Here is a 24,897-nt window from a genome sequence, read left to right on the forward strand (position 1 = left end):
CAATTACACAATTGACCTAATCTATTAAATTGGATTTATTGATAAATTCTGCTATATCTATATAAAAATCATTTTTATCAAACATATTCAAAACATGGTCACAATACTTCTCTATAAGCTCCTTAACTTCATCATCAGCATGTCCTTCTCCATAGGATTTAATCTCATTCACGTATGTTTCTATAGACTTTAACTGCTCCCATTTTTCAATATGTTTTACAATTATAGATTGCTGCTTAATTTTATTCTCTTTCTGTTTTTTCTTCTCTTCTTCTTTTTCCTCTTCTTCCCACCTTAACTTTCTTTGTTCATATTCTTCTTCCTGTTTCTTTTCAATCTCCATGCTTTCCTTAAATAAATCAATTAGAATAGGGCGAATTGCAATAAATATATCTGCAATTTGATTATTTAATGATAGATTTTCCTCATCAAAAACAATCTCTTCTTGTTGTTTTGAACTGCTCTTTACTGTGTGAATCTTAAAAATTAATTTACCAGTATTAATTGTGTCATATAACGGTCTCATAGTCTTCGCATCTTTTAACTTAATATCTCGATACTTACCTCTTTTTTCTACCAGTGAGCATTCAAGAGTTCCATAAGGAAAACTAATCACTGTATTATCGTTATTTCGAGAGTCAACAAATACGGTTCCTCCTAATGCCTGTACCATTTCTATAAAACAATGCATGAATCCATAGGCCCTATTCCTCTGCTCATCTGAAACGTCTATATTAAGAACCACACTCTTATCTTGATATCTTTCATATTTCAATCTATATTGAACAGTAAAAGGTAAATAATCTTTAAATTTGTTTTTCTCCTTTGCTTTTCTAATTTCAAATTCACTATTATGCTTATTAATCAATGGATTGAATAGATTTATTTTTTCATCTACCTTTATACTCTTACACCATTTAAAGTATTCTTCCTCGTTTTCAATATTAATCTTCTGAGCATTATTCTTCATTCTCTATTTCCTCACTTTCAAAACAACACCCTACCCGATATAATATATCTACTAGTGTCTCTAGTTTTTCAGAGTCCTTAACTGTATTTGGTATAAAGTACCTAGATTTGCTGTCTTGAAGAATGGTCATTAAACCAGCCATGAAAGTTGATACTGTTGGATAATCCATTGAATTAATATATTCACGCCTTTTCTCATTATAATAAGTGTGTCTATTAATGCCCCAAGAGTCTATTTCATTGATGTGGATACCTATTATAAAATTTCTCATACCTGCAAGGGTATTAATCATATCATCCGTATTTTTCTTTATCTTATTTCTTTTACTTGTATCTGTAAAATCTACTGAAAGCTTCAATTGTAGCTTTAATTCTTTACACGTATTTCTTAGGCATACAATATCCTCAATTGTTGAAAACAAAAAATCTTTATCCTTAGTTCTCCTTGTATAACCATTAATAACAGCTATCTTCATTTTTGTATATCGCCTCATCCCCTTCTCAAATACTTGATACTTTTCAAAAAAATTTTCTTTCGTATAATTAGGTGATTGATAAGGGGATAAGAATTCCAATAATCTTGGTGCTCCAAACTGCTTAAAGCTTAAGTGAAGGTTTTTTATTATATTATCTAATGCCTCTCTGTCCTTCCAAATTTCATCATTTGACTTTTCATATATTATTGAAAGAATATAGTTTTGCCCAGGATCTTCTTTTAATATCCCATTCTTAGTTTCTATATATTTTACATTTGAATGTATTTCAGAGGGATAGCTCAGGCCTTGAATAAACACAGGGTTTAGTATTCGTTTTTTCTTCGCTAAGCTCACTCTTTTATTTTCAATACATAGTTTTACATATTCCGGCCAATATTCTTGGTCATGAACATCTTCGAATAACCAAAAATACATTATCAGCATTTCCAATTCACCTTTATGTCCATCTATGAACTCACGATGTCTGTTTCTCTTATATATATCATTAATATTGAAAGGATTATCCTGATATCTGTAATCATATTTATTGATGTAGTAAAATGTTTCAGTCTGCCTATCATACTCATGATCTACATACTTATCATAAAATTTATATGAAATCCCCCTTGCATAATCTAGCAAATCCACCTTATATTTTCTATAGACTTCTATTACCCAGTCTGAAATTGCATTGTCAAGTTCTTTCATATCAGACATACTAGGTTCTCCCATTTGAGTTTGCCTATATTCCTCTGACATTGTTGCTATATTATTTAATAGTTCTTCCGTTGCAGCAACTCCTAATTTCTTTTTACAAATATACTCTGCAACCTTTATGTCATCTTCCGGCAAATAAAATAGCTCTACATCTTCAATTTCTTCATATGCCTTAGATACTAATTTATCTATACGTTTTTTGTTTGACCAGTAATAAGAAATTATAAATTCATAAGTTGTTGGAAAGTCTTCAATTATTCCTTCTTTAAATTTATCAATCACTTGCTGAGTCTTTACTTGCTCATAGCTATAATCTTCTAAATTTAAATACTCATTAAAATAATCCATTACATATTGAATAACTGCTCCCATATTCTCTGAATGCTTCTGAAAATCAAATTCATCCAATTTATCTTTTTTCTTTCTTGAAACAATATAATCTTCAATTGTTAACATAATAGTTGCCTCCTAGCATTTATCTTGTACAATCCAAATTAATACTCAGATTACTGATTTAAATATATCTTCTACTAATTTTAGACAAGTTAGTAGAAGCATAGGCTAAATTTCTTATGCAACAACTTAATATTCTAAAATTGCTAATACCATCTATGACTTCAAATACTCTTAAAACTAGAGTTAATTAAATTACTTAAAGATTTCTTGTTCCGTGCCTTGATATTATTACCTTTATTTTATAGCATCTTCCAGCATATCTCAACTAATAATTCTAAAATTTGACAAATCACAAGTTGTTCTAATTATTTTTTTGATAAATATGCCAACATTAAAATCCTCAGCATCCTCTGAGGACTTTAGTCTTAACACATTCTTGTTACTATCAGAGCAGTAACTACCCCTATTTCCTTGTTACTGCTCTTATATTCCTAGTCATAATAGTCTACCATCTGGTCCATCACTATTCCTGATTCAAACTGTATCTCCAGTTTCTCACCCTTATTTACCTTGTAAAGGACAATGATAAAATACAGATAAAAGGTAATCAAAAAGTACAGAGTTCTTAATCAAAGAGGGAACACTACCTAAAGAATAAAAAATAATAGGTGGTGTGAATATGAAAGGAGAACTTTGGATGGATATAAGAAATGATTATCTTAAGGGTCTATCCATTTCAGAAATATCAAGAAAATATAATATCAATTGGAGAACAGCTAAAAAGTATGCAGCAGCTATTGAGACGCCAAAATATACATTAACTAAAGATAAACCTTCTAAGTTAGATGACTTTAAACCTATGATAGATGAGTTACTAGAGGAAGCCCCATATAGTGCTGTAAGGATATTAGAAATAATAACTGATCAAGGGTTTGATGGTAAAATTGGTATAGTTAAAAACTATGTTAGAACTAAAAAGAAAGAGCTAAATACAAAAGCTACAGTCAGATTCGAAACTTTACCTGGGAAACAGGGTCAAGTTGATTGGGCTCATTTTGGAACATTCATGGATGAACTAGGAAGAGAACATAAACTGTATTGTTTTTTAATGATTTTAGGGTACTCGAGAATGCGATATATAGAATTTGTTACAGAGATGAGCACAGAAACTCTAATAAGATGTCATAATAATGCTTTTAGATATTTTAATGGATATCCAGAGCATATACTCTATGACAACATGAAGCAAGTTGTTGTAAAAAGAATGATAAAGCAAGAAGATTCTAAGTTAAATCCATTATTTGAGGACTTTGCAGGATTTTACGGAATAAAACCTATACTATGTAGGCCTTACCGAGGCCAGACTAAGGGTAAAATTGAAAGAACAGTCAGATATGTAAGGGATAACTTCTTTACTGGTATTAAATTTGTTAACCTAATAGATTTAAATAATGAAGCTCTCTCCTGGTGTGAAAAGATAAATAGAAAGGTCCACGGAACTACAAATAAAATTCCTTATGAAATGCTGCAAAAAGAAAAGTTAAATAAATTCGATCGAGAATATGTTTTAAGTATTGAAGAAAAAAGAAAAGTAGAGAAAGACTGCTTGATTTCCTTTAAGGGTAATAAATATTCTGTCCCACCAGAATATATAGGAAAAGAAGTTTCAGTATTCTCTACAGACAACTTAGTTAAAATTTATCATAATAGCTCATTAATATCAACTCATAGCACATGCTTTGATAGGAATAAACTAATAGTCTTAAAAGAGCATTATGAATCTATAGGTATAGTATCTCCAAAAAGATATGGTAAAAATACATTGATTAAAACAAATGTTAATCCCTCTTTTGATGTAGAAGATAGAGATTTATCAACATATGATGAAATTTATGAGGAGGGAAAAAGTGAGTAATGTAGCTTATGAGAGAATTAAAAATAACTTAGAAAAGCTAAAACTAACAAAAATAAATGAAATAATAGATAACTATTTGGAAATAGCCTTAAAAGAAGAAACCAATATAGTAGATATACTAGACTATCTTTTAGATCAAGAAACTAAATTTAAAGACACAAGAGCTTCAGAAATACAGGTAAATGTAGCAGGTTTTCCATATAGAAAAACCTTGGAAGACTTTGAATTTGAATTTCAACCTTCAGTTGATAAACGATTAGTTGAAGAATTATCTACATTAAGGTTTGTGCATAATGCTGAAAATGTGGTGTTCTTAGGACCACCTGGAGTTGGTAAGACCCATTTAGCTATAGGATTAGGTATCACAGCAGCTAAGAATAGGCATTTAACATATTATATTAGTTGTCAGGACTTAATATCAGAACTAAATAAGGCACACTTTGAAAACCAACTTCAAAAGAAACTCAAACATTACGCTAAGTACAAGCTATTGATAATAGATGAAATAGGGTATCTTCCTATGGATATTCAAGGGGCTAACCTATTCTTCCAACTAATAGCTAAAAGATATGAAAAGTGTTCAACTATATTTACTTCAAATAAGTCATTTTCACAGTGGGGTGAAGTATTTTCAGATAATACAATAGCGGCTGCTATTTTAGATAGAATACTTCATCACGCAACGGTAGTTAATATTAAAGGAGAATCATACAGATTAAAAGATAGAAAAGAGTATATGTCTTCTAGAAAAGAAATCACAAATACTCTTTTAAATAAATAAATTCTCTGCACTTTTTAAATGACTTTTTTATGTAGAATTAGATTGTCGTTGACATACCTTGATAGTCTGAATTATCCTTCTTACCAAATCTTCATCAAACTCTCTTACATCTGGTCTTACAGTCTTTAATGTATTCTCCATTTCATTTAGCTGTTCTCCATAGTTCTCTGCCTCATTCTTTTCCTGTACAAGCCTTAATTTTGCCTTTTTAAGCTCATTTATCTCTTCGGATATCCTCTTGTATTCATCGTCAAAATCTTCTGCTACAGCTCCTTGCTTTGCGTTCTCTTCAATTAAGGATAACATTTCTTTTTGAAGGGATTCTATCTTGTCATCAAAGTCGGTAGAAATCCCTTTTGTAGAATAGTCACCGATAACTCTTATGACATTTTCTCTGAATGCCCCTATAAATTTTCCCTTATTTTCTACTACATTATTAATGGCCATCATTATTGCATTATGCAGTGGTTCTTCTTTAAGGGTAGGTGAGTTCTTGCAGCTTGCCTTTGCACCATTTTTTAATCTATTTTCGCATCTCCACACTGCACTTTTCTGTCCATATTTTGACCAGACTTGCCTTCTATATGGATGTCCACATTCAGCACATACTAAGATTTCTGTCAGTGCATATTTTGAAATATGTGACATGTCACATATAGATGGCTATGTGCCCAAAAATAATATGGGACGAAGTTATATAGAAATGGTGTAAATCCGCATAATCTTCCATTAACTTCGTCCCATATTTTAAAATAGAATCAAACTAACTTTGCCAATTTTTCCATCAAATCATTATCATCATTCCAATCCGAAAGTGTGGATGCAGTAATTTCAGGATATGCTTTTTCAAGGGCATCTCTTTTTCTCTCTGTATCAAGCTTTGCATAGATTTCCGTTGTTGATATATCAACATGTCCTAATATATCTCTAATATAAATCAGGTCGATTCCTGCCTGATATAAATGCATTGCCTTTGAATGCCTGAAAATGTGTGGAGTAATTTTGAAGTCAGAAAGATGTATTGAGGATTCAATAGCACGATTTTCATATTTTTTAATAATATATGAAATTCCTTTCCTTGTGTATGGAGCATGGTGGCAATTTATGAATAAGGGAATATTTGAATTCTTTGTATCTGTATATCCTAAATCTGATAAATATTGTCTTAGTAGTAAAACAGTATTTTTCATTATTGGAACATGCCTTGTTTTTTCTCCTTTTCCAGTCAATGTGATAATTGAAGGTGCTTCAAGACGAATATCTCTGATTTTAAGGTCACATAGCTCACTAACCCTAGCACCTGTATCATAAAGTACAGTTAATATCACAAGTTCTTTTCTTTCAGATGGAATTGAACGATTTGGAAGAGTTAATAAAGATTTCATTTCTTCTGGTGTCAAATATCCAACCACTGTTTTAGGGGTTCTCTTTTGTGGAATAGCAAGTATCTTCTGGCATAAAAATAAATGCTCAGGTGCTTCGATTTGTAAATATCTAAAAAACGAATTTATCGCAGTTCTTCTATGATTCCTTGATGTTATACTGCAGCCTCGAGATTTCTCTAGCCAATCATAATATTCTTTTATGATCTGTGGTGAGATTTTGGAAAGAGTTAACCTCTCTGGTACAATATCTTTTTCTTCCTTACAAAATGTTAAAAATAACTTGAATGCATCTCGATAACTTTTGATTGTATTTATACTTGCATTTCTTTGACCAGACATATATGTTGTTAAAAAGTTGGTCAAATGATAGGAAAAATCAGAAACCTTCATATTCCTCACCTCCAGAAAACGGAATAATATCTGGGTAATATTTCTCTAAGGTTTCCTCTATCATTGGATATATTTCAGCTGTGATTCTTAGATAATAGGCTGTATATCTAAATAATGTATGCCCCATATATGCCTTTAAATATGGATAGCAAGTGTTTAAATCCTTGCCTTCTAGTACCCAATTTCTAAGACAATGAACAGCAAAAGTATGCCTAAAATCATGAATTCGTATTTGTCCATTCTTTCCACCATGAGAAATTCCTGCATTTATTAAAAATCTACGGAAGTTACCATAAACATTCATATATTTAATGGGATCATCTGTTTTTGATGGAAAGAAGTACTTGTGTGGATTACTACAATGGACTAGCTGATAATAATTTTTGCATCTTTCATGCATATCTTCTGATAGTGGAACAAGTCTTTCGCCATCATTTTTTGATTCCATAATCTTTAGTATGCCATTTTCCAAGTCTACATTATCAGTTAATAAGTTAGTTGCTTCAGAAACTCGAAGACCACAAGAATACAATAATCTAAAAAATACAGGCATTATTAAATGTCTATTTGGATTTTGATGAGTAATATGACATCTATCTGTTGCATTAAAAAACCTAGTAAGCTCATCTGTGCTGTATATATGAGGGGTATATCTTCTTTCTGGGGGTAAGGTTTTGGTTGGGAAAATATATGCTGACATACCTTTATCACATTGGTATTTAGCTAGATGACTTATGGGGGTCATATTTAATCGTAAAGTTTTTGGGGTTAGATATTTATCAACTCCCAACTTATGCCATGCCATTACTATATCCTTAGATAAAACATTTTCATCCCTAAAGTTCTCATAACAAAATTTATCAAAGGATTTTAAAACTATGGAAGGGCTATAGTATATATTTCCTAATCCATGTTTTAGTTTGATAAAAGCTTCGATATCACTTGCAAATCCACTAATAAATGTAAAGTCATTAAAGTTTGCCATCTTGTTTTACCCCCAATTTATTAACATCAAGAGCACAATCTCTAAGCCTATTAATATCAACATTTAAATAGATTGATGTAGAATCTACCGAAGTATGGCCTAATATATCAGAAATATTACTCAAGGCTATATTTTCCTCCATAAGGGTAGTTGCCAAAGAATGTCTAAGGGAATGCATACCATTTCTTTTTTTAGCACTTATGGGAAGTTTTGCTCTTATCATATACTTTTCTATTGTTTTGTAAAGATGATTTCTTTCGGAAAGTTCGGCATAAGGTGGTAAGTGTCTTAAAAACACATGTTGATTATCTACCTTTGGTCTGGCATTTTGAACATAATCAATAATTGCCCAGCCGACATCTCGCAAAAGTGGTAGCGTAAGTGGCTCTCCAGTTTTTGATTGGATAATAACTATTTGATTTTCTTTCCAGTGTAAATTTTCAAATTTTAATTTCTTTACATCACTGCTTCTAAGCCCAAGTCTAGCTACGAGCAAAATCATAGCATAATCCCTCTTCTCATTCGGATTGTTTTGGTCTATTGCAGCTAGTAATTGATTCACTTCATTTTTAGTCCAGAAGGATGGTAGTTTTTGATGGTAGGTTCCCCTTATAGTACCAATGTATTGTGATAAATCTTCCTTTATTATATTTTCTAGATATAAGTAGCGTAAAAATAGTCTTAATGAGCCTGTTTTATGCTTTATGGTAGCTTTTTTGAATTCTGAAAGTGTTTCAATATATTTAAACATAATTTCTGCAGACCACTCATCTATACATAAATACTCATTTTCCTCTAAAAATTGTATAAATCCTACAACATTTTTTAGATATCCTTCAATGGTACGGGAAGAATATTCTCCCTCTGCCAGATGTTTTCCATAATCATTTAAGATTTCAATATATTGGGGATTGTTTGATTTGGTTATAGGGGTGTAGCATCTTAAGGGAATTTCACCATAATTATTGTAGTGGTCTAAAATAAAGATAGCTCTTTTAATAAAGTTTTTACTGTGTTTTCTTAAATCTGTTTTGCTGGATCTAATTTCAAGATATTCCATCGCAATTTTAGTATTGAATTCATAAATGTTTTGACTTTCAAAATACCTAATCATGCCATTCCAGAAATATCTGAAATTGTCCCTTGTTAATTTACTGTAACCAGAAGCCTCAAGTTCATTTAAGACTTCATCAGTTAGTTCATCTAATTTCTTTTTCATAAAAAACCTCCAAAATATTTAGTGGCTTTAAAAAGCCCTAATTATATTTTAAAGGAAATGGATAGATTTATAAAAATAATATGTACCTATATTTTATGGAATGTACGTATTTACACCATTTCTATATAACTTCGTCCCATATTATTTTTGGGCACATAGCCGTCTGCAGCCTGTCCAATCACATTTTCTTTTATTTTCCCAAGCTCTTTATAGGTTAAATCATCATTTAATGTTAGTATTGCTACACCCATTAGTTCATCATCTACCATTTCAACAGAAAATTCATATTTAGCTACCTTCCCATTTACACTGTCATGTTCATCATAGTAACGCATAAGGCCTCTTTCTTTTTCTTCTGGAAGAGTATCTCTTTCTATGGCTTCAAGGATTTCATCAATATAATCAACTATTTCATAGTTTCCTAATTCCATTGGTTCATTTAAGGTTTCTCTATCGCCATAATCATTTTTAATATCATAGGTTGTAACAGTTAAAGGCATATATAACTTCAATGTCTTTAATTCTTTATCTTCAGGAATCATTATGCCTAGATTTTCGAATAATAAATTGGCAAGCTTTTGATTATATCCATGATAAATAATGTATCCCTTATTTGAAAATGCGCCATCTTCCTGTGCCATTTTTTCTCTGCCATATCTTTTAAAATCAATGTATTCTTCAAGATTTGGATCATATTCAAAACGTCCTGATTCACATATCATATATCTCCCATAGCTTTCTATATCTTTAATGCCATCAAAGAGTTCAAATTCATACATGGATTCTGCAAGTGCAAAGACTTCATCAATAGTTCGAGGCTTAATATGATCCATAAGTTTTTCAAAATATCTTGTATCTTGACTTCCCATCTCACTATAATGCTTTGATAGTTTATTTAAGGCATCTACCTTAATTACTGATGTTGTACTTGAAGAAACAATATTTAATATGTTGTCGGGAAAACTATGGCTATCAACTGCCACCTCACAATCATGGAGATAAGGTGTTTCTAATCTCATCAGTGCCTTTTCAACTTCAACATCTGAACAAGGAAGATAGATATATTCATTCTCTCCCTTTGCAGTCAGCTGTACTGCTACTATTGTTTCTTTCCATATATATGGAGGGAACTGCTTTCCGTTATATACTTGTTCAGGTACATTGTTATTTTTATATAGGACTCCATATGGTGTGATTATAGGATTGGGGTTGTTTTTTATTACATCCATTGCATATGATTCACCATCAAGTTCATCTAATTCTTTTGTCGATACTGCCTGCCTCTCAGTTAGATATAGATCTTTTCCCACCTTTTCCAGATTATTAAAGTCAGATACAAGACTATAGCAATGCATATTAAAACTTAGATTTATTAACTCTGCCATTGTCTTAGGATTTTCTGCAAAGGATGCAGCATAAAATCTTTCTATCTCCTTTTTACTAAACCCATCTAGTCTTTTCATCAAATAGTTTAGTTCATCTATATTACAGTTTTTATCATGCAGTATGTTTAGAAAGTTTCTATCCATGCTACTTTCAATATAACAATTTGATTCTGTAGTCATTTCTATTCCTAGTTCACTGCATATCTTATCTAAGTTTTCTTCTTCAATGGGAAACCATATGGATCTAGTCTTTTCATTTTCTCCGTTAGATTTTTTAATTGTTATGTTCAAGTCTTATCCCCTCCATTCTACTTTGTAATTAAAAACATATCTGTACCATATCTTGTAATTAGTGATGCATTAATAATAGTCTTAAAGGTCTTATCATCAATTAAATCTACATCAGCTATTTCATTAATCTCAATACTTTCTTTTCCTGTCCATATGGTCTTAGCCATTTGATATATGGCATAGCCTTCTGTACTTATTTGCTTAAGGCTACACTTATTAAAATCAAATCCATTTGGTTTTACTGTATGCTCTAATAGATTCCATAGAGTCTCATCAGAAGTAAAAAGAAATATGACGGCAATATATCTTGGAGATATATCATAGATATCAAGATCTTGTTCGTAAATCACACGATAGAATCTTTCTTTATGATTGGAATTTAAAAATACTTCTCCTTTAAAGCTATCAGTAAGATGTTTCAGCCTATTTTTAAATGAAAAATTTCTTATCTTTTTAAAGCATTCATTTATTAAACCTTTGTACCTGACCTTGTCCACATCGGATAAGAAACTAGAATGAATATTTTTACAGTCATTGCATCTATTACTTACATTAATCAAGCTGGAATTACAATCCTTAACACCTCCTTCACAATTGAAATAATTATTAATTACTATGCCACCTCTCCTTGGCTGAAAATTTGGCACCATAACCATCAGCTGTTCTATCCCCTCTAATGAAGTGCCATACATAAATAATTTTGACATTGTTCTCAATCCTCTCTGTTTTGTTTTTAGGCATAAAAAAAGGCGAAGTTTATTTAGTCTTTACTTGACTAAAACTTCGCCCTTTACCCTTTATTTAGTTTTTATTTAAAATAAATGCATTAAATTTTATATGAATTTCAATGCATTTATGGTTTAATTAATTATATTTTTTCTTACTTGTTAGATGAACTATATATATAATGTGTCTTAACGGCAGATTCCAATACGTTGACTTAAATCCCCACTTTTCTCATTGTTCTATTTCATTAAACTTTATATAGATAGTTTATATCCTAGATTCATTGCAAGGTTATATAATATATTTGCTTTAGATACCCTCAACCGTCTCCAAATAGATTTTATAGAATAGAATTGCTTTCTAAACCAAATATATCCTTCATAAAGTTCATCCTCTGTCATATTCTTAGGCTTAAATGCTACCCTTGTCTTTCCATTATAATATGTCCAGTCTGTGGTATTCAATCTCCCCTCATTTTTCATCTGCTCATATATGGGAGTTCTAGGCAATGGAGTTAATATACTAACTGTAGCTCCATCTATCCCTAATTCATTACATGCAATTAGGGTTTCTTTAAATATATCTTTTGTATCTGTATCAAGACCAAATATTATACCTGCTTGTATTGATATTCCATTATGATGTATTAGATTTATAATTTTCTTATATTTATCTACATTATTAATTCCCTTGTTTACACTATTAAGACCTTCTTGTGAAAAAGACTCTAATCCAACAAAAAAATATATGCATCCTGCCTCTTTAGCAATTTTTAAGAGTTCCTCGTCTTGACAGCGTTCCAATGTAACCTGTGCTGCCCATTTCTTTTTTAACTTTCTAAGTTCAATCATTAATTTCTTTGCATATTCTATATCTCCAAAAAAATTATCATCCCAAAAGACAAAATATTTACTTCTGATATTTTTAATATCTTCTATAACTTCTTCTATGGGGCGAGTCCTAAATGAGTCACAATATATCTGCTTTAGATTACAATAACTACACTTATACGGACAACCTCTTGTAGCAATAACTGCTCCTTTTGTTAAAAATCTTTTTTTAACAAGATTTCTTTTCGGAATAGGTAAGCCACGTAATGATGGTATATCATCACACATGTATTTCTCCTTAGCACAGTCATTATAGAAATCTTCAAGGAACTTAGGCCACGTCTCCTCTGCTTCTCCAACTATAATATAATCACAATAACTCATTGCCTCCTCAGGCAATAGGGTTACATGAGGTCCTCCCATTACCACTTTTGAGCCTTGTTGTTTAAAGTTTTCAGCAATTTTATAGCAGTGAACTGCATTGGGAGTATTAACAGTTATTGCAACTAAATCAAAGTGATTGTCATAGGGAATCCTTTGATTGTATTCATCAATTAAAACAATATCATATTTTGATTCATCAATAAAACCTGCTAAGTATGGCATTGTAATTTGAATAAAGTTGTTGAATTGTTTTTTTCTAAAAGAATTAATTTCCTTGTTTTCTGCTGTAATCATTAAAATCTTTTTTCTTTTTTTGACTCTATCTTGTTTTATCAACTTCTCATTCCTCCCTCTCCTAAGGAGTCTTTGCAATATTATACTATTTTCCATCACGACCAAAATCTCTGCTTAGACATGATTTTTTTAATCTTTTTGTTCTTAATAAATACTTGACATCAGAAAGATTATCATAAGAAAGTTGAAGATGGAAATAGTTAATATATTCAAGTACTGCAAATATATAAATAAATCCAGCAATCCCTAGACTAACTAAAGGTAATGATGGATACCATATGAAAAAATCAAAAGCAAAAGCAAAAATTGAAATAATTATCAGTATAATATTTAATTTTTTCAAGCTTTTATACCTCTTAATAGTTTCTATAGAAGTTTTTATTGTATTCTCTACTTTTAATCTCTTCCATTTTGTATACCAATATATACTTCCCTGCACTAGTAGAAATTCCAAAAGAAAAAAAGAAAGCCAAAAAAAGCTTAGCGAATACAATCGTAATTGGGGATAGACTTTATTAAGGAAAAAAAATACGACAATAAACATTACTACTGACATCAATTCGCCAGTATATAAATATGAAAATCGCTTTAATAATCTTTTTCTCAAATATCCATCTCCTCTCATTAAATTAAGTTAGTGAGAAAGTACCATTCATAAAATAGTTTAAGATATAGATTTTCGTTTACGTTACAATAATCTACTTATGTTCATCTATAGTATATAAATCATCCATCCATTTATCAACCTAAAATTCCCATTTTCTATCTTCATCACTCATATTACCCTATGTCATCTATAAAACACCCTATTTTAAAGGGTCGAAAATCGGTGTTTTTTAACCGATTTTTGACCCAATTTTCGTCCTCGAACCACTATATGTTGTGGTCAACCTCTGTTATTTCCCCTCCGAACCACAATGCGTCATCAGAATTATACTCTCAACGTGAGGAGTCCTTGGAAACTGGTCCATACATTTTGCTTTCTCTACCTTGTATCCCCTCTCAATAAACACCTTTAAATCCCTTACTAAAGTAACCGGATTGCAGCTTACATATACAAATACCTCTGGGTTAAAATCTATGATTTTATTTATAGCCTTCGGATGAATTCCGTCTCTTGGTGGATCTATGACTATTAGATCTGGTTTTTCCTTTAGTTCATCTACAGCCTTTAATACATCACCAGCTATAAACTCTACATTATCTAAATTATTTAGTTTAGCATTTTCACGAGCCTTTTCTACTGCTTCTTCTACTATTTCAATACCTATTACTTTTTTAGCAACAGGTGCCATTATTTGAGCAATAGTTCCTGTACCTGAATACAGGTCAAAAACCACCTTATCATCTATATCTCCTGCAAATTCTCTTACCATAGAATACAGCCTCTCAGCACCAAATGTATTGGTTTGAAAGAAGGAAAATGGAGATATTTGAAATCTCAATCCTAAGATTTCTTCTATAATATAATCTCTACCATATAATACTTCCAGTTTATCTGCCTTCACTACATCTGACAATCCATCATTTATAGTATGAATTATTCCAGTTATTTTTCCTATGGTGGAAATCTCATTTAATTTATTTATAAAGTCTTCTTTATTTAGCTCCTCTTGACTAGATGTTACTAGATTTACAAGTATTTCACCAGTTGATAAAGCTTTTCTAACTACCAAATGTCTTAGAAATCCTGAATGTAATCTTTTGTTATAGTAGCTTGTATTTAATTCTCCAAAATAATTAAGAACAGTAGTAAGTATATTAGTAAAATCTTTATCTACTATATTGCAATTTTCAACATTTACCACTTCATAAAATCTACCTTTACGATGAAGACCCAACGCCAATGGTCCATCCTTTTCTTCATCTCCAAAGGTATACTCCATTTTATTTCTATATCCATTAACTTCTGGACTTTTTTCTATGCCTAGAAAGTTTATATCTAGTTCTTCCTGTTCAAATAAGGCTTTTATTTGCTTTTCCTTTAGCTCTAATTCATTTTCATATGATAAGGATTGATAAGTGCATCCTCCACAAATTCCAAAATGTGGACATCCTTCTTCTGTTTCTATGGGAGACTTTTCCACTATATTAACTATTTTTGCCTCTATATAGCCTTTTCTTTTTCTACTTACTCTAGCCTCTACTTTCTGCCCCTCTATTCCACCTTTAAACTTAATATTATGACCTTCAAATTCTCCTCTTCCCTTATTAGGAAAGCCTACTTCTTTTATTTCAAATTCAATTAATTCTTTTTTCTTTACCATTTTTCAACCTCCAAAAATAAAACAGGAGAAAATCCCCTGTTTTCTAAAATCCTTTACTTACCATTAAAGCCCACCAAAACTCTTTACCCATGTCCAATACATCCTCTATATCTTTTTGAGGTATACTAATGGTTTCAATATCAGTCAATGGATTAGCAGATTTAAACACAATATTCAATTGATCCATAGTTGGGATAAAACTTTGTTCTTCATCTACTCCAGTAAAGTTTTCAATACCATAAATAGTACTCCCATCCATAATGCTATTTACCAATTTACCTGCTATATTTTCAGATACAATCTTCTTATAATCAGAATCATCTTTAAATAAATCTCCTAAATTAAAGAACTTTCCATTTTGTAAACTAATATTATATACTTCTCCATTTCCAACAACTTCAGTTTCACCATTATCGGAATACTGATAATATTTACTGATAGTCAATAAATCATTTATTCTATTTACATCATAAGTTACTTCATAAAACGCATGTCCTTCATTGTTCATAAATCTATTATATAGTTCTTTGTTTATTTTTTCTTCTACTTCTTTATTTTTCATCCCTTCAACATATGGATAACGTATATTTATGCCTTCTTCCACATATGTCTTTTCTTTTAAATTTACATCTTCACTAAGGACATAATCACTGTTTTCTTCCCAAATGATTTCTCCCTTTGAATTATAGTAGCTTAATTTATTAAGGGACACTTTTCTAAGAACATTACCATCAAAACTTAATTCACCTTTTCCCTTTAATACTGGTAATTCTACTTTATCACCATTAAAATTTAATATATATGTTTCTTTGCCATCAAATACTGAAATGAAATTATTTTTTATATTAATATTATTTAAATTAGAATATGTGAAGTCTGTAAGTAATTCACCCTTATTATTTGAAATTGCATATTTAATCTCTTTACCATCCATTTCCTTTTCAACACCATAATATCCATTTCCAAAACCCACTATATTCCTGTATTCAGGTTCTAATAAATATTTACCTTCTCTATCTATTAACCCATACAAGTAATTATCATCTTCTCCTACTGCTACTACTGCATTTCCATTTTCAAATATATTTCCTTTATTAAACTTTGGTTCTATTAAAGTATTGTCTTCATTATCTATATAACCAAATAAACCATTTTCATCTTTTACAAGATAAATATTGTCATCTACAGATGGAACTACTAAAGGATATTCTAATTCTTTAATTATATTTCCCTTTTTATCTATAATCTTATATTTATCTTTTCCCTCTAATACTAAAGCTTTTCCATTGTGGAAATCATAAACTCTACTATAAGCAGGTTCTATTATTTCCATTCCAGACTTATTTACATATCCCATCAACACTTCGCCACCATCTGTGATTTTACCTACTCCAAATAAGTCATCACTATAACTGCCTACATAAATATATTCTCCTGAAAAATATTCCTTACCTTTGGAATCAAAAATATAAATTAATTCTCCATCATATCCTAGAAAATATCCTCCATCTAAATCTATTATTTGCTGATATTGAGGCGCTATTATTTCTTCACCTTTAGAGTTAATCAGTCCTACTCCACCATTTTTATAAACTTCTGCAACTCCATTTTTAGAGAAATCTAATACTCTTTGATATTGAGGTTCTATAATAAATTTACCAGATTTATTGATATATCCCCAAGTTTTAGTATTTTTCTCTGTTTTAAATGCGGGATAGAGCTTTACTACTTCCTCATTCCCTTTGTTTACACAACCAACTAAATTAAATAAAATCAATAAACTTAAAGCTATTATTCCTACTTTTTTCATGGCACACCTCTCTTATGTTAATAAAACAATTATACAGAAATCATGGAATATTTACAAGAGCCATGGGCTGATGTTATTACTTCTAAATCTAATAAAATCCAAAATTCCTAATTCAATATATATTTTATACTATATATTATGGTTTATCTTTCACTGTTATTTTTAATAAAAACATATGTATTCTCATTAGATAGTTTATGGTTAAAAATATAGCCTAGTCTATCAAATCTTTTTATGTCCTTCATATCCTTAATTCGTTTTTCTGTCATGAATCGTACCATCTCCCCCCTTGCCATTTTTGCAAAAGTTCCCTTTTCAACTACCTTTCCATTAATTAATTCTCCAAATACGCAGGTAATAAATTTTACATTTTCATCTAAGTAGTTGGAAATACATTTACTGTACTCCTTTGATGCTAAATTTACAATATATTGACTTTCTGAAAAAAGATTTTTAGCCAGCTTATGACCCCAAAATTCATATAGTGAATTAAAATGCCAGTCTATAGGCTTAGCCTGCATTTCTAGTCTATATGGTACAACACCATCAAAGGGACGTAATATTCCATAAAATCCTGATAAAATTCGTAAATGCTCATCAATATATTCTAACTCCTCTTCTTCAAATACTCCAGGAGCCATATACTGGTACTGAATTCCTTCATATGATAGAATTGCAGGTGTGAGATTTCTATATAAATCCATGTTTCTAATACGATTGTAATTAAGCTCTGCAATTTTATCACTGCATTTCCATATGGATTTCACTTCTTTATAGTCTAATTCTCGTAAATATGTAAGCAGGATTTCTGCATCCTTTATAAATTCTGGTATATGGCGATGACCTAAGTCATCGGAATCTACTTTCATCTTTTTTGCAGGTGAAATAATAATTCTCATAGTTTCTTCCTTTCCATGCTATTTTTACTTTTTTATTAGATGCTTTGCATCTGAGTTCATCGAAAAAGTAAAATATTTTTAAGAAAATCCTAAATTCAAAAAGGATTTTCTTTTTTTATGTCGTATATAGTATATGAGGTGATATATTATGATGACAAGAGGCAAAAGAAAGAATCAACAATTTGAATTGGAATTAGTAATGTTAGAACAGTTAGTAAAACCAGATCATGACTTAAGAAAAATAGATAAACACATTAACTTTGACTTTATCTATGACTTAGTTGAGCCATATTATGCAGAAGATAGAGGTAGACCATCAATTGACCCTGTAGTATTGTTTAAAATGTCACTTATTCAAGCACTTGATGGCATCCGTTCCGAAGAAAAGCTAGTAGATGCAATACATCATAATATGGCTTACCGTTGGTTCTTAGGATATGGATTAACTGAATCCATACCAGACCATTCAACCATAAGCCATAATAGAGCAGTAAGATTCAAAGATTCAACAATATACGAAGATATATTTAACGAAATAGTACTAATGGCTATAGACCACGGATTTGTAGAGGGAAAAATTGTATATACCGATTCGACACATGTAAAGGCTAATGCTAGTAACTCAAAGTTTGAAAATGTAACAGAAGAACGTGTAATAGAAGAAGATGAGTCGTTACTAATGTTAATAAACGATAAGCGAATTAGTAAAGATCAGAAAGCCTTAAAGCCAGCAGATTCTAAAATAGAAGTTCATTCAAGAAAAGTAAGTAAGACCGATCCTGATAGTGGATATATGCATCGAGACAGAAAACCAATAGGATTTTATCATTTGGTTCATGGCACAGTTGATAGCTCAAATAATATACTACTAAGTGCACACGTAACACCAGGCAATGTTCATGATAGCACAGTATATATAGATAACCTAGAGGACATGTTTAAAAAACTAAATTTAGCTCCAAAGTATGCAGGTGCAGATGCAGGATATTTTAATCTAGATATAATAGAAGAACTAAGTACTAAAGGAATAACACCAGTAATTGGACCAAGAAAATATGCAGGAAAAAAAGGTAAAAAATCAAAGTATTGGTTTGAATACTACCCAGAAGAAGATATATATCGTTGCTTTGAAGGAGAAGAATTAAAATATAAAACTACAACACGACAAGGTTATGTGGAGTATGAAAGTGATAAAAACATTTGTAATAAATGTCCTAAACGCGATAAATGTTTATACGAAAGTAATACCACAGGAGAAATTTCCTCAGAGCAAACAAGGATAATTAGACGACATATCAAAGAACATTATGCCGATGAAGTTCGCTCTTTCATGAAGACAGAAAAGGGCAAAAGTCTTTATCAACGAAGGAAAGAAACCGTTGAAAGGGCATTTGCAGATTTAAAAGAATTGATGGGTATGAGATATGCACATTATCGTGGCTCACATGCAGTAAAAGCTCAAGTCCTAGTGACAGGGGCTGCTTATAATGTCAAAAAGATTGCAAGACTGCTGGACAAGCAGGAAAAGGAATAGTGATAATACCAGAAAAGCCATTAAATATAGGGTAACTTCAATTAAAATTTAATAAATTTAATTATATAAGGAGAAAAAAGCCTAATTTCTTACTTTTCTTAAGAAATTAAGGCTTTTTTCGATAGTCTCAGATGCTTTGCATCTATATTTATTATACCTCTATTTCAATAATAAAATCTACAACTAAACCTCTCCCTCAATTTCAAAAATCATTACTGTATAACCCTAGTTTTTATTTCAGTTATTTAATGTATAATATATAATATACTTAAAATAGCTCTACATTAAATAGGAGTGAAAATAATAATGAAAAGAATATTATTAGTAGAAGATGATAAGCTGCTAAATCAAACTTTAGCCTACCATTTAACAGTAGAGGGATATGAGGTTACTTCTTCTTATGATATAAAATCTGCAGAAAACCATATTTCAAAAGCTGATTTCCACTTAATTATATTAGATGTAAACCTTCCTGATGGTAGCGGTTTTGAACTAAGCAGAATGTGTATAAGTAAGACAACTACACCTGTTATATTTCTAACGGCCAATGATATGGAAAGTGATATGCTAAAGGGATATGAGCTAGGAGCAAAGGATTATATTACAAAACCCTTTCATGTTAGTGTTTTTCTAAAGAAAATAAGAGTTTTATTAAATATCAATTGTAAAAAGAATACAGAGTGTATTTATGATGATGGAAATTTATTGTTAAGCTTCACAAAGCGAACTGCTAAACTTAGGGAGAAAAATATTGAGTTGACCGCAGCAGAATTTAATCTTCTATATTTGTTTGTTGTCAATTATAAAATGGTTCTTAAAAGAAGCCTTATATTAGAAAAACTTTGGGATAGTAATGAAAAATATGTTGATGAAAATGCCTTAACTATGATGATAAGTCGAATTCGAACAAAGATTGAAACTAAAGATAAAAAATACATTAAAACAATATATGGCATTGGCTACCAATGGATTGGGGATTCCTATGAAGAGTAGAAGCCTTCCAACCATAATTAGTATTATCATAGGAGTTATATATCATATTTTTTTAACTTACTATTTCCCTAATATGGCATTTATATTATTTTCTTTAGTCTCTTATTTAGCAGTTATAGTAATCCTTAATTATAGCAAAGCAAAAGCTATTGAGAAATATCTGGCTTCCCTCAATAATATAAACGATTCATTGACTAATCTAATCAGCAGAGATTATGAAAAGCTAAATAAACTGCAAACCTTAAGAGAGACTTTCAATTCAAAAATCAATAAAAAGATAATACAATTATCAGAAATCTGGCAGGAGGAATCCCTGCGAGGATTAAAAGAAAGGAAAAACTTACAAGGCTTAATTTCTGATGTGTCTCATCAGGTAAAAACTCCCATGACCAATCTAAAAATGCTGCAAGTAACTTTGGAAAATGAAAGAATATCAAAAGAGGAAAAGGAGCAAATATTAAAATCTATGACAGGACAAATTGAAAAAATAGATTTCTTATTAGAATCTATGATTAAATCCTCAAGGCTAGAAATAGGATTAGTTCAATTAAATAAAACCTCCTACTTTTTATTTGATACTATTGCAGAGGCCATTTCCAGTATTACAGTAAAGGCTTCAAAAAAGAATATAGAAATCTTTGTAGATTGTCTAGAGAATTATCAACTAGCACATGATAAAAAATGGACAACAGAATCTCTATTTAACATATTGGAAAATGCAGTCAAATATTCTCCTGAAAACACTAAAATAGAAATTAAGGTTCAATCATGGGAGATATATACCAAAATTGATATTATAGACCAAGGTATAGGTATCTCAGAAGAGTTGTTCGGAAAAATATTTCAAAGGTTTTTTAGAGGAGATAATAATTATATTGAAGAAGGGGTTGGAATTGGACTATATTTATCACGGGAAATTATTGAGAGGCAAGGTGGTTATATAAAAGTAGCTTCCTCTGTTGGAGAGGGCTCTACTTTTTCTATTTTCTTACCAAATGAACTATAGAAATTATATTCAATATCAATTCTAACAAAAATGTTAGCATTGATATTGTTTTTTTAGATAAAAATATTTCCTGTTAGATTTCTGTTAGATTTCTTTGATAAAATCAGCTTAAGAAAAGGAGGCATAAATATGAGTATATTAGAAGCTATAGACTTAAAAAAATACTATGGGGAAGAATCCAGTCTTGTAAAAGCCCTGGATGGAGTAAGTCTGAAAGTAGAAAAGGGAGAATTTCTATCTATTATCGGAACATCAGGGTCAGGAAAATCTACTTTGCTAAATATGTTGGGAGGCTTAGATACTCCTACATCGGGGAAAGTTATTGTGGCTCAAAATGATATTTCTACTCTTTCAGATGAAGAATTAACTATTTTTAGAAGAAGAAATGTGGGATTTGTTTTTCAAAATTATAATCTAGTACCTATGTTAAATCTCTATGAGAATATTGTTCTTCCATTGGAATTAGATGGGGAAACAATTGATAAAGATTATATAGAGGAAATCATTGAGCTATTACATTTAGGAGAAAAAAAGCGAAGACTTCCTAATTATTTATCAGGTGGAGAACAACAGAGAGGAGCAATAGCAAGAGCCTTAGCAACAAAACCCTCTATTATTTTGGCAGATGAGCCTACTGGCAATTTGGATAGTAAAACAAGTTCCGAAGTTTTAGGACTATTAAAAAAGACAGGTGAACTATTCAACCAAACTATTGTAATAATTACCCATAATAATGAAATTGCTCAATTAGCTGATCGTATTATTAGAATTGAAGACGGAAAAATCTTTAATAGATAGGAGGTAAAATAATGATAGCAAATAATAATCGGGCAGTCATAGGAAAATTGGCTAATAGAAATATCAAATTTAATGGAACAAGAAATGTTTTTATTCTGATAACTATTATTCTATCTGTTTCATTATTAGGAGTTATGTCTCTTACTCAATCGGCAAGAGAACAAAATATCAGAAAACAACTAAATATGGTACAGCATGTTATGTATGAATATGTTAATGAGGAACAGATTGAAAAATTAAAAGCCTTTGATGAAATAGATTTTTTGACTCCAGCAAAATTTGGTAAGAGCTTTAAAATACAAGATAAAATGATTCATCCAATTTATTTTGAAAAAGATACAAAGAGTATAAAAACACCAGCAATAATACATGGAAATTATCCTAAAAAACTAAATGAAATCGCAGTGTATAAACCTATGTTAAATTTATTTCACAATGCAAAAAATATTGGAGATACTATACGAATAAAATTTTTAGATGGACGAGAAGAAGAATTTAACATCAGTGGATTTGTGGAAGGAAATGAGAACTCCAATGTCTTTCAAGTATTATTTTCTAAGGAGTATTCTGAAAGTGGAGAACAGTTGAAAGATTTCCCTTACACAGTTCTTTGTAAAATAAAAAATGCAGATAGAATGTCAAAAAATGAGTTTTTAGACACAGTAAGAAGAATTGGACGATATGCAGGGATTGAAAGAAAAAACATCAATCCACATAATGCTTTCGCCAATTCATTATCCCTTTCAAAACAAAATATTTTATTTATTATAGGACTATCTATAGGAATTCTATTCGTTAGTATATTGGTGGTCTATAATGTATTTTATATTTCAGTTTTAGAAAATATTCAAAGATTTGGTCAGCTTAGAACCATAGGAACTTCTAAAAAACAGATTAGAGCAATCGTAAGAAGAGAAGGGAAAATTTTGTTTTCTAAAGGTACTCCAATAGGATTGTTAATATCTTGGATTATTTCATATTTGATTAATCCAGATGGTTGGAGTTGGAGATATACGATTATTCTTAGTTTAATTGTGACAATTGCTGAATATATCACTATTATTATATCTATTAGAAAACCAGCGAAAATAGCTTCTTCTATCTCTCCTGTGGAAGCCTCCAGATTTTCTGGGAATAAACATAATGAAGTAAAAGAAACAAATAATTTACACAGAAAGCTATCTCCATATTCTATGGCGCAAATAAGTCTAAAAAGAAATAAGAATAAATCTTTTCTGACGTTGGTTTCTCTTGGAGTAGGTGGAATATTATTTATTATGAGTTCAACACTAATAGTATCAACTTCCCTAGAAAAATATTCAAGACAAGGATTATATGAATTTGGAGAATATATTATTTCCTTTGATTATAATACAGTACAAACCATAGATAAGGGAGTAACAGGAATTCAATTAGATAATCCGATAAATAAAGAGTTGATACAAAAAATAAATGAACTACCAGAGGTCAATAAAGTCATAGAATTTCATCGAACCTCCGTAAAATTTGACTATAAAGATGTAATTAATGTAGGAGATTACTTCTCAGCATTTTCTAAAGATGATACAGACACAATCAACAAAACATTATCGGAAGGAATATTTGACTACAATGAAATGATAAAAAATGATGAAATCCTTATTGTATTTAATAAAGTTGCACAAGAGATCTATGGTTGGAAATTTGAAATTGGAGATAAAGTTGATTTTAGATATTCTGATGGTAAAAAAGAAGTTGAAAAATCATTTAAGATTGTGGGTTCTATAGAGAAACCTAGTAATATCACATATCACTCTGGTTGGTTTTTGTTGCCAGTGGAAAAACTAGAAGTATTATTCCCAGGTCTCAATACAATTGATACTTTAGTAGTATCTATTAATGATTTTGAAAATGAAGGAGATATAGCGGAAAGCAAAATTTATAATTTAATAGATAGAAATCCTTTACTAGAAATTCATACATTAAAACAAAATCTAATAGAAGATAAGGAAGCCTTTAATTTATTATATAAATCAATCATAGGATTAAGTGGATTTATCATTTTATTTAGTTTAATCAATTTAGTAAATACCATAATCACCAATATAATTTCAAGAAAAAAGGAGTTTGCTATGCTTCAATCTATTGGATTAACAAATAAACAGTTAATAAAAATGATTCAATTTGAAGGGTTAGGTTTATCTTTTGGGAATTCAATAATTACTTTGATATTTGGCAGTTCCCTAGGCTACGGATTGATAAAGGTATTACAGCATGTTGGTGCTACCTATGTTCATTATCATTTTCCCATGTATTACTTTATAGTTTACATTATGATTATTGTTATGGTACCTTTAATTGTTTCCAATATTTTAGTAAAATCATTTCAAAAAGAAAGTCTTGTTTCTAGACTTCGACATGTTGATTAGCAAATATTAATTATATATAAAAGAATTCTAGGAGATTTT

20 protein-coding genes are annotated in these 24,897 nt (G+C 30.3%); 7 read left to right on the forward strand and 13 right to left on the reverse strand.

Translation table 11 applies throughout. The features are described from left to right. Positions 1-16: 16 nt before the first annotated feature. Together KQI41_RS11260 and KQI41_RS11265 are read right to left on the reverse strand one after the other, a co-directional pair. The gene (locus tag KQI41_RS11260; RefSeq protein ID WP_154442921.1) at positions 17-970 is read right to left on the reverse strand and encodes a hypothetical protein; all 954 of its coding nucleotides are present in this window, start codon (positions 968-970) and stop codon (positions 17-19) included. Beyond that, on the reverse strand, positions 960-2,618 hold the full coding sequence (locus tag KQI41_RS11265; RefSeq protein WP_154442922.1) for a hypothetical protein: 1,659 nt from the start codon (positions 2,616-2,618) through the stop codon (positions 960-962). The genes KQI41_RS11260 and KQI41_RS11265 overlap by 11 nt, the downstream gene beginning before the upstream one ends. Before the next feature lie 619 nt (positions 2,619-3,237). Between KQI41_RS11265 and istA the strand changes: the two genes are divergently transcribed. Further along, positions 3,238-4,473, forward strand: a complete 1,236-nt coding sequence (gene istA, locus KQI41_RS11270; RefSeq protein WP_216584826.1) for an IS21 family transposase — start codon at positions 3,238-3,240, stop codon at positions 4,471-4,473. Continuing rightward, positions 4,466-5,254, forward strand: coding sequence for an IS21-like element helper ATPase IstB (gene istB, locus KQI41_RS11275; protein ID WP_216584825.1), 789 nt, complete (start codon positions 4,466-4,468; stop codon positions 5,252-5,254). The genes istA and istB overlap by 8 nt, the downstream gene beginning before the upstream one ends. Positions 5,255-5,281: 27 nt before the next feature. On the opposite strand, the gene KQI41_RS11280 is transcribed toward istB, so the two are convergent. From KQI41_RS11280 to yaaA, 11 genes are all read right to left on the reverse strand, one after another. Then, positions 5,282-5,902, reverse strand: a complete 621-nt coding sequence (locus KQI41_RS11280; RefSeq protein WP_216585328.1) for a recombinase zinc ribbon domain-containing protein — start codon at positions 5,900-5,902, stop codon at positions 5,282-5,284. 110 nt (positions 5,903-6,012) lie between these two features. Then, on the reverse strand, positions 6,013-7,029 hold the full coding sequence (locus tag KQI41_RS11285) for a site-specific integrase (RefSeq protein ID WP_154443123.1): 1,017 nt from the start codon (positions 7,027-7,029) through the stop codon (positions 6,013-6,015). Continuing rightward, positions 7,016-8,014, reverse strand: coding sequence for a tyrosine-type recombinase/integrase (locus KQI41_RS11290; protein WP_154443122.1), 999 nt, complete (start codon positions 8,012-8,014; stop codon positions 7,016-7,018). The genes KQI41_RS11285 and KQI41_RS11290 overlap by 14 nt, the downstream gene beginning before the upstream one ends. Then, a complete protein-coding gene (locus tag KQI41_RS11295) occupies positions 8,001-9,233 on the reverse strand; it encodes a site-specific integrase (RefSeq protein ID WP_154443121.1) in 1,233 nt (410 codons plus the stop codon). The genes KQI41_RS11290 and KQI41_RS11295 overlap by 14 nt, the downstream gene beginning before the upstream one ends. Before the next feature lie 110 nt (positions 9,234-9,343). Continuing rightward, positions 9,344-10,909, reverse strand: coding sequence for an antirestriction protein ArdA (locus KQI41_RS11300; RefSeq protein ID WP_216585329.1), 1,566 nt, complete (start codon positions 10,907-10,909; stop codon positions 9,344-9,346). Between the two features lie 17 nt (positions 10,910-10,926). Then, positions 10,927-11,616, reverse strand: a complete 690-nt coding sequence (locus KQI41_RS11305; RefSeq protein WP_154441226.1) for a hypothetical protein — start codon at positions 11,614-11,616, stop codon at positions 10,927-10,929. Between the two features lie 273 nt (positions 11,617-11,889). Then, positions 11,890-13,185: a B12-binding domain-containing radical SAM protein gene (locus KQI41_RS11310; RefSeq protein ID WP_216585330.1), complete on the reverse strand. Its 1,296-nt coding sequence runs from the start codon at positions 13,183-13,185 to the stop codon at positions 11,890-11,892. Positions 13,186-13,228: 43 nt separating this feature from the next. Continuing rightward, a complete protein-coding gene (locus KQI41_RS11315; protein WP_216585331.1) occupies positions 13,229-13,486 on the reverse strand; it encodes a hypothetical protein in 258 nt (85 codons plus the stop codon). A gap of 553 nt (positions 13,487-14,039) precedes the next feature. Next, the gene (gene rlmD, locus KQI41_RS11320; protein WP_154441222.1) at positions 14,040-15,410 is read right to left on the reverse strand and encodes a 23S rRNA (uracil(1939)-C(5))-methyltransferase RlmD; all 1,371 of its coding nucleotides are present in this window, start codon (positions 15,408-15,410) and stop codon (positions 14,040-14,042) included. 43 nt (positions 15,411-15,453) lie between these two features. Continuing rightward, positions 15,454-17,220: a WG repeat-containing protein gene (locus tag KQI41_RS11325; RefSeq protein ID WP_154441220.1), complete on the reverse strand. Its 1,767-nt coding sequence runs from the start codon at positions 17,218-17,220 to the stop codon at positions 15,454-15,456. Between the two features lie 143 nt (positions 17,221-17,363). Further along, positions 17,364-18,119: a peroxide stress protein YaaA gene (gene yaaA, locus KQI41_RS11330; protein ID WP_154441218.1), complete on the reverse strand. Its 756-nt coding sequence runs from the start codon at positions 18,117-18,119 to the stop codon at positions 17,364-17,366. 148 nt (positions 18,120-18,267) lie between these two features. Here yaaA and KQI41_RS11335 point away from each other — a divergent pair, with 148 nt between their 5' ends. The 5 genes from KQI41_RS11335 (at position 18,268) to KQI41_RS11355 (ending at position 24,858) form a co-directional block, all read left to right on the forward strand. Further along, positions 18,268-19,653 carry an IS1182 family transposase gene (locus tag KQI41_RS11335; RefSeq protein WP_154441216.1) on the forward strand — a complete coding sequence of 462 codons (1,386 nt, stop codon included), beginning with the start codon at positions 18,268-18,270 and terminating at the stop codon, positions 19,651-19,653. A gap of 306 nt (positions 19,654-19,959) precedes the next feature. Then, positions 19,960-20,646 (forward strand): response regulator transcription factor, encoded by a 687-nt coding sequence (locus KQI41_RS11340; RefSeq protein WP_154441214.1) that lies wholly within the window; start codon positions 19,960-19,962, stop codon positions 20,644-20,646. Then, entirely contained in the window at positions 20,636-21,652 is a 1,017-nt protein-coding gene (locus KQI41_RS11345; RefSeq protein ID WP_154441212.1) for a sensor histidine kinase, read from the forward strand. Before KQI41_RS11340 ends, KQI41_RS11345 begins: the two co-directional genes overlap by 11 nt. A gap of 129 nt (positions 21,653-21,781) precedes the next feature. Next, on the forward strand, positions 21,782-22,450 hold the full coding sequence (locus KQI41_RS11350; protein ID WP_154441210.1) for an ABC transporter ATP-binding protein: 669 nt from the start codon (positions 21,782-21,784) through the stop codon (positions 22,448-22,450). Positions 22,451-22,461: 11 nt separating this feature from the next. Further along, positions 22,462-24,858: an ABC transporter permease gene (locus KQI41_RS11355; protein WP_154441208.1), complete on the forward strand. Its 2,397-nt coding sequence runs from the start codon at positions 22,462-22,464 to the stop codon at positions 24,856-24,858. Positions 24,859-24,897: the final 39 nt, after the last annotated feature.

It is taken from the genome of Tissierella pigra (assembly GCF_018917845.1).
GTDB lineage: Bacteria > Bacillota > Clostridia > Tissierellales > Tissierellaceae > Tissierella > Tissierella pigra.

Excerpts from the sequence above, each read along its gene's own strand:
- KQI41_RS11260 (WP_154442921.1), bottom strand. The coding sequence starts at position 970 with ATGAAGAATAATGCTCAGAAGATTAATATTGAAAACGAGGAAGAATAC.
- KQI41_RS11265 (WP_154442922.1), bottom strand. The coding sequence starts at position 2,618 with ATGTTAACAATTGAAGATTATATTGTTTCAAGAAAGAAAAAAGATAAA.
- istA (WP_216584826.1), top strand. The coding sequence starts at position 3,238 with ATGAAAGGAGAACTTTGGATGGATATAAGAAATGATTATCTTAAGGGT.
- KQI41_RS11280 (WP_216585328.1), bottom strand. The coding sequence starts at position 5,902 with ATGTCACATATTTCAAAATATGCACTGACAGAAATCTTAGTATGTGCT.
- KQI41_RS11285 (WP_154443123.1), bottom strand. The coding sequence starts at position 7,029 with ATGAAGGTTTCTGATTTTTCCTATCATTTGACCAACTTTTTAACAACA.
- KQI41_RS11290 (WP_154443122.1), bottom strand. The coding sequence starts at position 8,014 with ATGGCAAACTTTAATGACTTTACATTTATTAGTGGATTTGCAAGTGAT.
- KQI41_RS11295 (WP_154443121.1), bottom strand. The coding sequence starts at position 9,233 with ATGAAAAAGAAATTAGATGAACTAACTGATGAAGTCTTAAATGAACTT.
- KQI41_RS11305 (WP_154441226.1), bottom strand. The coding sequence starts at position 11,616 with ATGTCAAAATTATTTATGTATGGCACTTCATTAGAGGGGATAGAACAG.
- rlmD (WP_154441222.1), bottom strand. The coding sequence starts at position 15,410 with ATGGTAAAGAAAAAAGAATTAATTGAATTTGAAATAAAAGAAGTAGGC.
- KQI41_RS11325 (WP_154441220.1), bottom strand. The coding sequence starts at position 17,220 with ATGAAAAAAGTAGGAATAATAGCTTTAAGTTTATTGATTTTATTTAAT.
- yaaA (WP_154441218.1), bottom strand. The coding sequence starts at position 18,119 with ATGAGAATTATTATTTCACCTGCAAAAAAGATGAAAGTAGATTCCGAT.
- KQI41_RS11335 (WP_154441216.1), top strand. The coding sequence starts at position 18,268 with ATGATGACAAGAGGCAAAAGAAAGAATCAACAATTTGAATTGGAATTA.
- KQI41_RS11340 (WP_154441214.1), top strand. The coding sequence starts at position 19,960 with ATGAAAAGAATATTATTAGTAGAAGATGATAAGCTGCTAAATCAAACT.
- KQI41_RS11345 (WP_154441212.1), top strand. The coding sequence starts at position 20,636 with ATGAAGAGTAGAAGCCTTCCAACCATAATTAGTATTATCATAGGAGTT.
- KQI41_RS11350 (WP_154441210.1), top strand. The coding sequence starts at position 21,782 with ATGAGTATATTAGAAGCTATAGACTTAAAAAAATACTATGGGGAAGAA.
- KQI41_RS11355 (WP_154441208.1), top strand. The coding sequence starts at position 22,462 with ATGATAGCAAATAATAATCGGGCAGTCATAGGAAAATTGGCTAATAGA.